The sequence below is a fragment of the Posidoniimonas polymericola genome, assembly GCF_007859935.1.
GTDB lineage: Bacteria > Planctomycetota > Planctomycetia > Pirellulales > Lacipirellulaceae > Posidoniimonas > Posidoniimonas polymericola.
In genome coordinates, this window is record NZ_SJPO01000016.1 from 21,818 (window position 1) to 34,185 (window position 12,368).

14 protein-coding genes are annotated in these 12,368 nt (G+C 67.1%); 13 read left to right on the top strand and 1 reads right to left on the bottom strand.

Annotation, left to right across the window (positions count from 1 at the left end; genetic code table 11):
- Positions 1-42 precede the first annotated feature (42 nt).
- Positions 43-1,188: an ACP S-malonyltransferase gene (locus Pla123a_RS23150; protein WP_146591501.1), complete on the bottom strand. Its 1,146-nt coding sequence runs from the start codon at positions 1,186-1,188 to the stop codon at positions 43-45.
- Positions 1,189-1,410: 222 nt separating this feature from the next.
- Here Pla123a_RS23150 and Pla123a_RS23155 point away from each other — a divergent pair, with 222 nt between their 5' ends.
- From Pla123a_RS23155 to Pla123a_RS23215, 13 genes are all read left to right on the top strand, one after another.
- The gene (locus tag Pla123a_RS23155; RefSeq protein ID WP_146591503.1) at positions 1,411-1,806 is read left to right on the top strand and encodes a CBS domain-containing protein; all 396 of its coding nucleotides are present in this window, start codon (positions 1,411-1,413) and stop codon (positions 1,804-1,806) included.
- A gap of 135 nt (positions 1,807-1,941) precedes the next feature.
- On the top strand, positions 1,942-2,334 hold the full coding sequence (locus tag Pla123a_RS23160) for a response regulator (RefSeq protein WP_146591504.1): 393 nt from the start codon (positions 1,942-1,944) through the stop codon (positions 2,332-2,334).
- A gap of 37 nt (positions 2,335-2,371) precedes the next feature.
- On the top strand, positions 2,372-4,060 hold the full coding sequence (locus tag Pla123a_RS23165; protein WP_146591506.1) for a GspE/PulE family protein: 1,689 nt from the start codon (positions 2,372-2,374) through the stop codon (positions 4,058-4,060).
- 14 nt (positions 4,061-4,074) lie between these two features.
- Positions 4,075-5,241: a type II secretion system F family protein gene (locus tag Pla123a_RS23170; RefSeq protein WP_146591508.1), complete on the top strand. Its 1,167-nt coding sequence runs from the start codon at positions 4,075-4,077 to the stop codon at positions 5,239-5,241.
- A gap of 2 nt (positions 5,242-5,243) precedes the next feature.
- Positions 5,244-5,573: a type IV pilin protein gene (locus tag Pla123a_RS23175; RefSeq protein WP_146591510.1), complete on the top strand. Its 330-nt coding sequence runs from the start codon at positions 5,244-5,246 to the stop codon at positions 5,571-5,573.
- Between the two features lie 145 nt (positions 5,574-5,718).
- On the top strand, positions 5,719-6,048 hold the full coding sequence (locus tag Pla123a_RS23180; RefSeq protein WP_146591512.1) for a competence type IV pilus major pilin ComGC: 330 nt from the start codon (positions 5,719-5,721) through the stop codon (positions 6,046-6,048).
- A gap of 13 nt (positions 6,049-6,061) precedes the next feature.
- Positions 6,062-6,559, top strand: coding sequence for a type II secretion system protein (locus Pla123a_RS23185; RefSeq protein WP_146591514.1), 498 nt, complete (start codon positions 6,062-6,064; stop codon positions 6,557-6,559).
- Between the two features lie 94 nt (positions 6,560-6,653).
- Positions 6,654-7,112, top strand: coding sequence for a type II secretion system protein (locus tag Pla123a_RS23190; RefSeq protein ID WP_146591516.1), 459 nt, complete (start codon positions 6,654-6,656; stop codon positions 7,110-7,112).
- A gap of 10 nt (positions 7,113-7,122) precedes the next feature.
- Entirely contained in the window at positions 7,123-7,608 is a 486-nt protein-coding gene (locus Pla123a_RS23195) for a hypothetical protein (RefSeq protein ID WP_146591517.1), read from the top strand.
- An 11-nt stretch (positions 7,609-7,619) separates the two neighbouring features.
- The gene (locus Pla123a_RS23200; protein WP_146591519.1) at positions 7,620-7,994 is read left to right on the top strand and encodes a hypothetical protein; all 375 of its coding nucleotides are present in this window, start codon (positions 7,620-7,622) and stop codon (positions 7,992-7,994) included.
- A 12-nt stretch (positions 7,995-8,006) separates the two neighbouring features.
- Positions 8,007-9,584 (top strand): hypothetical protein, encoded by a 1,578-nt coding sequence (locus tag Pla123a_RS23205; protein WP_146591521.1) that lies wholly within the window; start codon positions 8,007-8,009, stop codon positions 9,582-9,584.
- Entirely contained in the window at positions 9,568-10,179 is a 612-nt protein-coding gene (locus tag Pla123a_RS23210) for a hypothetical protein (protein WP_146591523.1), read from the top strand. The genes Pla123a_RS23205 and Pla123a_RS23210 overlap by 17 nt, the downstream gene beginning before the upstream one ends.
- A gap of 32 nt (positions 10,180-10,211) precedes the next feature.
- Complete coding sequence (locus tag Pla123a_RS23215; protein WP_146591525.1) at positions 10,212-12,230, top strand: secretin N-terminal domain-containing protein; 2,019 nt, start codon at positions 10,212-10,214, stop codon at positions 12,228-12,230.
- The last annotated feature ends 138 nt before the right edge of the window (positions 12,231-12,368 follow it).

Consider the following 12,368-nt stretch of genomic DNA (forward strand, 5'->3'; position numbering starts at 1 on the left):
CATTCTACCCGTGACGAACAGGGCAGGGGAGGCGACCGCCGGTCAATCGGGCGAGTTTTCGAGCAGCCAGTCCTCGAGGATCACGTGCTCGACCTCGGCCGCGCGGAGCAGCGACGCCCGCTGCGGCACGATCGACGCCAGCCACGGCCGGCCGGCGAGCTGCTTCAGCGCCCGCATGCTGAGCCCCGAGACCGTCGTCCCCGAGGTCTGCTGCGTGACGTTGTCCGACAGCCGCTTGAAGGTTGCGGGGATCAGGTTGGGCTCCGGGCCGATGTGGATCACGCCCCGCACGTTCGAGCTCAGCGTGACGCAGACCGCGTCCCACAGCCGCTGCGGGTGGTCGATCCATGCGCGGAGCAGTTCGTGCAGGCTCGGCTCGCTGGCGGTCATCCGACCGGTGACTAGCGAGAACACCGGCGGCCGGGCGACGGACGCGTCGGCCCGCATCGTCTGGATCATCACGGAGGCCCGGTCGGGGACGCAGCGCTGCCGGACAATAGGGGTGTGCAGCGGCGGCCACTTGGAGTCGTTCTGCCGCAAGTACACCCGCGACGGGCTGAGCACCTTCATCTCGGCGCGGAACCGATCGAGCGTGTTGTCCTGCCCGAGGACGATCAGCGTATTGGGCGACAGCACCGCGGAGACGGCAATCACGCCGTGCCCCTCGGAGGTGATGTCGGCGCACAGGCGGTGGGCCTCGACCTCGCTGATGGCGAGCTTCCGCGAGAACACCACCCCCATGGTGACGTCCTCCGCCAGAGCGGCGCAGTCGGTGGCCATCGCTAGTGGGGCGCGGATCGCCTCACTCTGGGGAGTCGCCCCGGCGGCCGCCAACGCGACCACCTCGCCCAGGCTGTAACCGTAGGCCATCTGCGCCTGCCCAATATCGAGCCCGTGCACCTCGCGGAGCAGGTCGACATGACCAAGCTCCACCGCGTAGATCAACGCCACGGAATCGGCGTAGTCGTCAAACCCGGTCGGCCTGCGGCAGACCACGCGGTCGACAAGGTCGACCGACCGCTGCAGCTCGTCGCTGGCGATGTGGCTTACCTCATCCAAGCGGCGTGTGAGGATCTCCCGGTAGGCCGGTCGCTCGATCAATTCCGGCGTGCGACCCAGGTTGGTCGTGTTGTAGCCGCGGAAGGCTAGCGCCGACCGCGGGAGCAGCGTTTCGAGAGGAGTCGTCATCACCTTCTAGGATACCTCCTGACGCCCAAGCGGGCCGCGGAAACGCGCCCACGGCGGCGCATTCATGCCAACCGGCGCCGTGCCGGCACGGGATCGCCGGCTCCGGACGGACCGCCGCAACAATTCCGCCCTGAGGGGGGGCCGTGACCTAGAGTTTAGGGTGCTGGGTCTGCGCCACGACGGCGCCGACCGCATCACCGAGACCCTCCCGGGGCGCCCAAGATGCTGACCACCGCTCAGATTATGACGACCGACGTGGTCACCATTTCGTCGACGGCGACCATCCAGGACGCCATCGAGTTGCTGGTGCGTCGGCGCATCAGCGGCCTGCCGGTGATCGGTCCGACGGGTCAGCTGGTCGGCATCATTACGGAGTTCGCGCTGTTGGCGATGGCCTACGACCAGGATCTCCAGGACGACCCGATCGAGCGTCACATGACGCGCGACGTGATCACGGTCGACTCGAGCGACTCGATTAGCCGGGCGACCGACCTGTTTATCCTGCACCGCGTCCGCCGTCTGCCGGTTGTCGAGGGGGGACGCCTTGTCGGGCTGCTGTCACGCCACGACATCCTCAACGCGCTGATCTCGGAGCGGGCGCCCGTGTGCACGGCGTGACCCGCGCCGGTCGCCGCCCGCACAAACCGCGGGAGCGGCGCGCCAACCCGTCTGGTTTTCGACCAGAACATTGACTTGCATCCTGGCGGAAGTACCTATTGCTGACGCTTTACGCGCAGACAACAGGCGCCCGCTATGCAAGACAAACCCATCAATGTGCTGCTCATCGAAGAGGAGCCGATGCTGCGCGAGATCACCTCGTTCAGGCTCGAGCTGCTCGGCTACCGGGTCGAGTGCGTCGAGTCGGCCGAGCAGGCATTGGACCGACTCTCCGGCGAGCTGCCCGACCTGATGATCGTGGGCCACTTCCTGCCGGGGATGAGCGGCATCGAGCTGATCGACCGCGTCAGCAACGACATCCGCACCAGCTCGGTGCCGGTGATGCTGCTCTCGCCCAACGCGGACCTCGACCACGTGCAACGCGCCTACACCGCGGGCGCCAAGGAGTATCTTGTCGCGCCCTACGACCCCATGGTGCTGCAGGACAAGATCCACAAGCTCGCCTCGCGCAGGCCCACGGCCACCTAGGCCCCCTACACAGAATCCCCGCCCGCTGCTCTGACGAATGGCCCGACTCGGCGACATCCTGATCCGCGACCACCTGATCACCCCGGGTCAGTTGGAGAGTGCGCTCGCCGCCCAGGGCGACGAACGCGGCCGGCTGGGCCAGCTGCTGGTCCGCCGCGGGTTGATCACGCTCGACCAACTCGGCGACGCCCTCGCCGAGCAGTACTGCACACCGTACCTCGACCTGACCCCCCAGATGGTCAACCCGCAGGTGGCGCGGTTGCTGCCGGAGAAGCTCGTGCGTTCTCGCGGCTGCGTGCCGGTGGCGGTCCACGGCGACACCATGCAGCTCGCGATGGCGAGCCCCGACGACCTCGAGACCATCTCCGAGGCCGAGCTGATTACCGGCTACCGCGTCGAGCCGTTCGTCGCGCTCGACAGCCCGGTGCAGGCGGTTATCGACCGCGGCTTCGACGACCGGCTAGTCGCCCGGCAGACGCTGGTCGACCTCAAGATGGCCGACCTCGAGGCCGCCGAGGAGATCGACGACGACGACCTCACCGCCGAGGTGAAGTCCGACGAGGAGCAGGCGCCGGTCGTCAAGCTCGTGCGGGCGATCCTGATGGGCGCCATCAACGCCAACACCAGCGACATCCACCTCGAGCCGCACACGCCCGAGATGCGGGTCCGCTACCGCGTCGACGGCGAGCTGCAGCCGGTGATGACCATCCCCAGCCACATCGAGGAGGCGGTGGTCTCGCGCATCAAGGTGATGGCCGACATGGACACCACCGAGAACCGCCGCCCGCAAGACGGCCGCCTGGCTGTCGACGAGGGTGGATCGAGGGTCAACTTCCGCGTCAGCACGATCCCTACGGTCGGCGGCGAGAAGGTCGTGATGCGGCTGCTGGACGAGGGCAACCAGATCTTCGACCTCGAGCGTCTGGGGTTAAAGTCGCGCGACGTCGCGACCATCCAGGCGCTGATCGACAAGCCGCACGGCATGATCGTCGTGACCGGGCCGACCGGCTCCGGCAAGAGCACCACGATGTACGCGATGCTCTCGAAGCTCAACGCCGTGAGCCGCAACATCGTGACGGTCGAGGACCCGGTTGAGTACCGGCTGCCCGGCATCAACCAGGTGGCGTCGGACAACGAGCACGGGCTCGGCTTCGCCAACGCGCTGAAGTACATCATGCGTCAGGACCCGGACGTCATCATGGTCGGCGAGATCCGCGACCACGAGACTGCGGCCACCGCCGTCCAGGCGGCGCTCACGGGCCACCTGCTGATCAGCACCCTGCACACCAACGACGCCGTGGGCGCCGTGGCGCGGCTCGCCGACCTCGGCATCGACGGGTTCAAGAGCGGCGGCGCGCTGCTCGGCTCCGTCGCCCAGCGTCTGCTCCGCTCGATCTGCGCCGAGTGCAAGGAGCCGGTCGAGCCCAACCGCAAGCTGCTGGACGCCATGACCAAGGGGCAGCCCCTCGAGAACGACGGGCTGTTCTACCGCGGGCGGGGCTGCAAGAAGTGCCTCGGCACCGGCTACTCCGGCCGGATCCCGATCTACGAGATCTTGACCGTCACCCCGGCGGTCGCCGCGGCGATCGAGAAGGGCGTCCCCGGCAGCCGCATCCGCGAGCTGGCCCTCAGCGAGGGGATGGTCGAGCTCACGACCGCCGGCCTGGAGCAGGTCGCGGCCGGGCGGACGACCCTCGAAGAAGTCTTCTACAAGATCTCTAGCTAGGGAAGGCTCGCCACATGAACGCCAGAGCATCAGCGCTGCCCGCGTCCGCCCGCCGCAATCGCTCGGGCGCCGGCCAAGAAGGCTGGCTGGCCGGCTTCGACGACCTGCGGAAGAGCCTCGCCAAATGGATGCGGCGCGACCACCTTAGCAGTGCGGACATCACGTTCCTGTTCCGCAGCCTAGCGACGCTGGTCGACAGCGGCGTGTCGCTGCCGAAGTCGCTCGGTGCGCTGGCCGAAGAACGCGCGATGGAGCGCTCGCAGCACGTCGTCAAGGACTTGCAGCGGCGCCTCGAGAACGGCTCGAGCTTCAGCGCCGCCCTGCAGACGCACCCGGAAACTTTCGACCGCGTTACGGTCAACCAGATCAAGGTGGGCGAGCGCACCGGCGCGCTCGCCTCGACCCTCGACCACATCGCGATGCAGCGGGAGAAGTCGGGCAAGCTCCGCGCCGAGGTCACCAAGAAGCTGGCGTACCCGGCCATGCTGATGCTGGTTGGCAGCGGCGTCATCGCGTTCCTGCTGGGGTACGTGGTGCCCGTCTTCGAGGAGACCTACAACTCGGCCAAGGTGCCGCTCCCTGGGGTGACCCGGCTGATGATCGCCGTGGGGGCCTTTGCTCAGAGCTACGGTCCTTGGCTGCTGCTCGGGCTGGCGGCCCTGGCGTTCTTGTTCAAGAAGCTGCGAGAGCGGGACAACGTCGCCCTGGCGATGGACCAGTGGATGCTGCGGACGCCGCTGTTCGGACCCTGGCTGCGGAACATCGCCGTGCTCGAGCTGATCGACGCGCTCACCAACCTGATGGGCTCCGGCTACACGCTGGTGGAATCGCTGGCGGAGGCCCGCACCTCGGTCAGCAACCGGGCGGTCAAGCTGTGCGTCCGCGATTTGTACGCCGGCGTGGACCGCGGCGAACGCTTCAGCCGCACGGTCGAGGAGCACGCCGACCTGTTCCCGCCGATGGTCAGTCAGCTGATCATCGTGGGCGAACGAACCGGCAACCTGCTCAACGCCGCCCGCCACATCCAGCGTCACCTGGAGGACGAGATCGAGCGGAAGGCGAACGCGCTGGTTGGGTTCATCGAGCCCGCGCTGACCATCACGCTCGCGGCTGCGGTGGCGGTGATCCTGCTTGCGATCTACCTGCCCATGTTCGACATGATCAACACGATTGGCGCCTGACCATGAACACTTCGCGGACCAGGCGCGGGCTGTCCCTGATCGAGATGCTGGCGGTGGTGGCGGTTGTCGGCATTTTGTCGGTGCTGCTGATCCCGCGGGTGAGCGAGCACTCCTCCAGGGGTAAGACCGTCGCCTGCGACCTGAACCGCGGTGAGATCGAGCTGCAGGTGCAGCTCTGGCGGCGGGCCAGCGGCTCGTTCCCTGCGGCTAACCTGTCGGACATTGGCGCCCTGACGTCGTATTTCCCGGACGGGCTGCCGGTTTGTCCGGTAGATGGTTCGGCTTACACGATCGACACGGCCACCGGCAGGGTCTTAGGCCACAGTCACTAACAAAGCTTTTCGGAATTCCGTCTAGACAGTCTTGCTGCCCCCGGTTCTTGACCTAGCTTTTAACGTGCCGGGGAGACCCTTCCCGATGCGGATTAAGAATCAACTCCCCGACGACAACTCCCTAAGTGCTTTCTGGAGTAGAACGATGTTTACAAAACGCCGACCAGGCTTCTCGCTGATGGAACTGCTGGCCGTGGTGACCATCCTCGGCATCATCGCGGCGATCATCGTGCCGCGTGTGAGCGTCTCAAGTTCCACCGCGAAGACTAAGGTCAACAGCCACAACCTCGCCACGATCAACTCGGCCGTCGAGCGTTGGTATATCGAGAAGGGCTCGTGGCCGGCCGACCTAGCCACCCTAGCCGCCGACACCAACTACTTCCCGGACGGCATCCCGCTCAACCCGGTTAATGGCAACCTCTACGAGCTCAACACGGACCACCGCGCCCAGGACTCTGGTTCGCCCCCTCCGTGAGCCAGGCTAGCCAATGTGCACCCAATCCACAAACAACGGCGCACGCCCGGCCTGGCCGCGGCGTGCGTTTTCGTTGCTGGAGATGATGCTTGTGCTCGCCGTGCTGGGCCTGCTCAGCACGATGGCGGTCACGCGTTTCGGCCACGGCGCCCTGGCGGTGACCGACGGCGAGGGGTTGGCGCGCCAGCTGACGCTTGACCTGCGGCAGGCCCGCCGCCGCACCATCACCACCGGCGTCGACCACTATGTCCAGTTCAACCGCTCTGGCGGCGCTGTGGTCGGCTTCGTGCTCTGCCGCAGCGGCGGCGACCCAGAAGACGACACCCGGCCCATCCCGGCGGGGCTGACGGTCGCGACCGCCTCGGACACGTGGACCTTCGGCTTCGACGGCGCCCTGCAGGGCGTAGGCGGCAGCACCGCCGCAACCATCACCAGCGACACCTTCCAGTGGGTCGTTACTTGCTACCACCCCACCGGGCTGGTGGAGTGCGTGAAGCAGGCTGCCCCGTGATCGATCGCTCCACGACGTTGACCGGCGGGCGGCGTAACCTACGCTTCCACAGAGACTTACCGCTCCCGCCGCAGGTTCTCCAGGCTTGGCCGCTATGCCACCCGACAGCACACCGCCGAAACCGCGCCGCCGCTCTGGGTACTCGCTGCTCGAGTTGGTGCTCGCCATCGCATTGGCCGGCGGCACGCTAGCGCCCGCCCTGGCCTTGCTGCGCGACGGGATGACCGTGAGTCGAGAGACCGACCAGCAGCTGCTGCTGACCAACTATGCGATACAGATCCTTGAGGAACGGATGGCGGCGGCCTCGGCGAGCTGGGACGACACAGCGGCCAGCGGGAGCTTCGCCGCGGACGGGTTCGCCTCGATCCGCTACACGGCCACCGCGTCCGACTCGGCGACCGACGGCGGCGAGCCAAATGCTTTGATGCACATCCACGTCACGACCTACGTCGACGAGAACGCCAACACCACCTACGACACCGGCGAGCCGAGCTGCTCGTTCCGCACCAAGGTCGCCTCGCTCCAGAGCTATGTCGATAAAGCCACCAACTAGACGCGCGGCGATGAGCCTCATCGAGGTCATGGCCGCCGCCGCCATTACCGGCGCGCTGATGGCGTCGTCGGTGGTGCTGCTGCGCTCGAGCTACGCCGTCTGGCAGGCCCACGACGCCGACCACGAGCAGGCCGAGAACGCCCACGGCGTGCTGCGGCACATCGTGCGGACGCTCCGCCAGGCGACCGCCGTGACCAGCATCACCGGCCCCACCGACGACGCCGGCGAGCTGGCGGTAGTGCTCGCCTCGGGTGACACGATCGCCTACACCGCGGACGCGCCCGGCTCGGTTTGGTACTGGACCTACCCGGGTCCGGTCGGCTCGCCCCTGACACGCGACGTCGACAGCCTGGTCTTCACCGGCCTGGAGGCCGACGGCGTGACCGTTGCGTCCGACCCGTCGTTGGTGCAGCTGGTCCGCGTGCGGGCCCGGTTCGGCATGCCGTCGGGCGGCGACCGCACGGTCACCTGTTCAGCCTGGATCCGATCATGGTAGGAGCCCGCCGCATGTTGATGGCTACGAGCACCCATCGCCGCCCGCCGCGACGCGGAGCCGCCCTGCTGGTGGTGATGTTCGTGGTGTTCATGGTGAGCTCGCTGACGCTCAACGTCCTGGTCACCGAGACCCAGCAGGCGGCGGTTGCGCGGAACGTGCGGGACTACGAACGCGCGCTCTACCTGGCCAACGCCGGCGTCCACCAGGGCTGCGCCGAGCTTATCGCCGACCCCAACTTCCGCGGCCTGCTGACCGACGGCGGCTACCCAGGCGACGACTCGTTCACGATCTCCATCGCCGACGGCGCCGCCGGGCAGGTGGATGTTCTTGCTGTGGGGATCGCCGGCGAAGCCACCCGCACGGTCCAAGCCACCATCGAGTTTTAACCTCACGCAATTATGAGCTTATCTACTTCCACCAATGACCGCCGACAGGCCAGCGAACGCCGAGGCAGCGGCGAGCGTCGCCGCAACTCGGACGACAGGCATGTCGTGATTGAGGTCTGCGACACTAAGCTGCGTGCGGTGATCACGGTGCGAGGTTCGTCAGACGAGCCTCCGCTGCTGATCACCCGTCTGCACCCGTGGCGGGACGAAGCCTCGTCGCCGGCGTCGGCGGTCGACCCGACCGAGCTGGCCGCGGCGTTCAAGACGCTCGCGGCCGAGGAACGCCTCAGCGGCTCCGAGGCGGTCGTCCTGCTGGGCGCCCGCCTCTGCGTTACGCGGACCGCCACGGGCGGCGCGAGCGAGGCCGACCGGCAGGTCAAGGAGCTCGAGGAGCGTGGCCAGCTGTACCTGGCCCTCGGCGGAGGCGACGTCTGCATCGCTAAGAGCGTCGCGGCGATCGACGCCCGGCACCGGCACGCGATGGTCTCGATGGCGAGCCAACGCGTGGTCGACGCGGTCGCCGAAGCGGCGCACCAGGCCGGTTTGAACCTGCGGCGGGTCGAGTCGTCGATGGTCTCGCTGTGCCGGGCGCACCGCATGCTGCACCCCGACGAGCAGGCGCCAGCGCTGCTCGTTTCGGCGCACGAAGAGGGGCTGTCGATCGGCGTTACCCACAACGGGCGTCTGCTGTTGGAGTACTTGCCGGGCGGGTCGCAGACCTCTGACCAGGCGCACCAGATGCTCGACCAGCACCTGGGCCGTTTCCAGCGGGTCGCCCAGCGGGCGATAGTGGGCGATAAGCACGAGCTGACCACCGCGTACGTGACCGGCTCGCCAGTGGCGTGCAAGGCCGCGGTGGCGGCCCTCCAGAAGACCCCGAGTCTGAACGTCAGGACCCTCGTCGCATCGCCCGACCGGCACTGGCGGCTGCGGGACGGCGAGCCGGGCGAGGAATTTGCCGCGGGCTTGGGCGCGTCGATGGTGAAACGCTACCCCGACCAGCTCGACGACGCCCCGAACCTGCTGGAGAACTGGATCCGCGAGAGCCGCAAGCACCTCCGCCCCATCTTGCTGCGGTCCGCCGCTCCGCTAGCGGCGGTGCTGCTGATCGCCGCGGTGATGCTCGGGATGAATCTCTCGGTGTCGATGCGGAACCAGAGCCTGGTCGACCGCGTCGCGGAGGCCGAACCGGTAAGAACCCGCTACGACCAGCTCCGGGCAGAGCTGTCGGCCTCCGAAGCGAAATTATCCTCGCTCAGGCGTCTAGCGGACGGGCTCCCGAGCAATCCGGTCGACGAGGTCGTGCAGCGGATCGGACACTGCTTGCCAGGCGATGTGTGGGTCGATCGCCTGGCGGTGACCAATCAGGTGGAAACGACCATATCGGGCTCTGGTTTCACCGAGAGCGGGGTGTTTGAGTTTGTCGGTCACATCGAGTCAATGCCCGGTGCGAACAACGCCTCGCTGCAGGAAACCGGCGTCCGTCAGGCGCCTCAAGGGCCAGTAACCAGCTTCAATATGACGGTCGAATTCGACCTATCCGGGGGACAGAGCCCCAAATTGGAGGCCGACGATGAACGATCTCATTGACAAGTTCTGTGCTAGCAAGCGTCGCTGGCTAATCGTTACAGCCGTTACGATTCTGATTGGCCTTCTGACCGTGCTGCCACTTTCCGATGAGTATGGTGCGCTCTGTGAGGAAAGATCCATGCTCGAGCAGGAGCTGGCCGATTCGCTCCGCGTTGCGAACAACCTGCCCAAGCTCGATCAGAGGCTCAAAGAGAAGCTGAACGAACTCAACGAAGTCGAAAGCCGGACAGTCGACGAAGAGGCGGTGAGCGACTTCCGCAGCCGGTTGATTGCGATCGCACGCGACACCGGCTGCCGGGTGCGTCGGATCAGCTTCGGCTCGACGAGGTCGCGGCAGTGGTACGAGGACGACAACGTCATGGCGTCCGACGCCTCGGCGGCGGACCGGAAGAAGACGCCCTTTGCGGTAGAAACCCGGCCGGTGTCGCTGTCGGTCACCGGGAGCACCGCGTCGGTGAGAAAACTGATCGGCCGCGTCCGCAGTGACGGCGTCATGCAGCATGTGAAATTCCTAGAGATGCGATCGTCGGGCAAGAACCGGCAGTCGGTGCAACTAGACATAGAGTTGTGGTGCTACTCACTCGCCAGCGTGTAGCACACTCGAAACTACCGCGTCACGGAGGACGCATGCCAGCGGGCCGAGCAGACTACCCGACCCGCCCACGTCGTATCGCGTGGGTGCAACGCGCCGCCTTGCTGGCCGCCGTGTGGGCGGGGTGCGCCTCTGCGGTAGGAGACGCCCAAGAGCCGCTGCCGGTCATGCCGACGCTGCCGTCGCCCCCAATGGCGGACGCCGCCGGGCCCGCCCTTGCGGCCGAGAAGCCAAGCCGCTCGCTGGTCGAGGCCCTCGAGACCCACGGCGACCTGACGCTGCAGAACGGCACGCTCAAGTCGGCCCTGTTCACGATCGGCGAACAGTGGGGCATCAATATCGTCACCGGCGAGATCGACGGCGCCGTGAACGGCGTGTTCCGCGACGCCCCGCTCCGTGAGATCCTCGACTCCATCCTGCTGAGCAACGGCTACGGCTACCGGCCCGTTGGCCAGAGCCTGGTTGTGACCCGGCTCAGCGAGCTCGGGCAGGTCAACCCGTTCTTTGTCTCCGAGACCATCCCGATCGCCGTCGCGGACGTCAACGAGGTCGTGCAGGGGGCCTCGCTGCTGTCGACGCCCAATGGCCAGGTGCGGGCGATTCCTTCGGCCCGCGCGGTGGTGGTGCTCGACTTTGCCGACCGCGTCGAGAAGATCCGCGAGTTCATCAAGGCGATTGACGCGGCGACCGCCCGCTCGAACGGCACGTCGGCGGCGTCGCCCAACCGTCCGCTCGAGGTGGCCTACCTCAAGACCCACCACGTCACCGCTCAGGACATGCTCGAGCTGCTCAGCGCGGTGATGAGCTCCGCCGGCAAGGCGACCGTACTCCCGCGCGAAGACCGGCTGCTGGTGGTCGATTACCCAGAGAACGTACGGATGGTCCGCGAGGTGGTCGCCCACGCCGACCGGCCACGCCCTCAGGTGGTGATTCAGGCCCTAATTTATGACATCAGCCTGCAGGATCTGGAGGAGCTCGGCCTCAACTGGCACAGCGTCAGCAACGGCAACCTGGCTGGGGCGACCATCAGCGGTGGCGGAGGGGTCGCGGGGTCCGGCGCCCTCAACGCCGGGACCGGCACGCTCATCAACTCGGTGACCAAGGTCCCGTTCGCCGACGGCGCGGCTGGCGGGGCGTTCACGCTGTACAACCTGAGCAACAACTTCAGCATGGCCGCCGTGGCGATGGCGCTGCAGAACGCGGCCGACTCGCGGCTGCTCGCCTCGCCCAACGTAACGGTGGTCGAGAACGAGCTGGCGACCATCCAAAGCGTTTCGGAGATCCCCTACCAGCAGCTGACGCAGACCGCGGCGGGCGGCAACATCGGCACCACGGCCTTCAAGGAGGCCGGCATCACCCTCAACGTGACGCCGAAGATCGGCATGGACGGCACCATCCAGATGCAGGTCTCGCCCGAGTTCAGCCGTCTGACCGGTTTCACGCCCGGCGACAACCAGCCGATCATCGACAAGCGGATCGCGACCACGCACGTGCGGATCGCTAACGGCCACACGTTCGTCATCGGCGGCCTCCGCCAGAGGAGCGACGTCGGCGACTTCAAGGGGATCCCGTTCCTCAAGGACGTGCGGTTCATCGGGCCGCTGTTCCGCTCCCACGAGACCGACATCCGCGAGAGCGAGCTGATGGTGTTCATCCGGCCAACGATTGTCGGGTGCGCCGAGCCGCTGTGCGAGCGGGAGCAGCGCACGGCCGACACGGTCGATTGCCGGCTCGAGCGGATCCCGGCGGCCGAGGGCTGCCCCGGCGGGTGCGCGTCTGCGTCTGACTGCGGCTCAGCATCGCTCGGCCCCGAGCCGTACTACCCGACCGAAGCCGGCGGCGAGCCCTACGGTCGGACCATGCCCCACAACCCGTCCCTCCGCCGGCTGCCGCCCATCGGCGACGCGCAGGCCCAGCCTGCCGACGGCTTCGCGGGCGGGCTGCGCCGCGGCTACGACGCCCGTTACCGAGCCGCCAACGCCCCCCAACCGGCCACGCCGGAGCCAGAGGAAAAGGGCAAGCGTTCCAGCTTCATCGGTCGACTCTGGCGCTAGCGCCGCCCGCACAACCCGCACGATCAGCCTGCAGGCGACAGCCGTTCATCGAGGCATCCGCCGCACATTCTCAGGCGTGCTAGAGTTGACGGGCCCGCAATTTATGTGGATGCCCCGTACTTCCGCCCGCTTGATCTT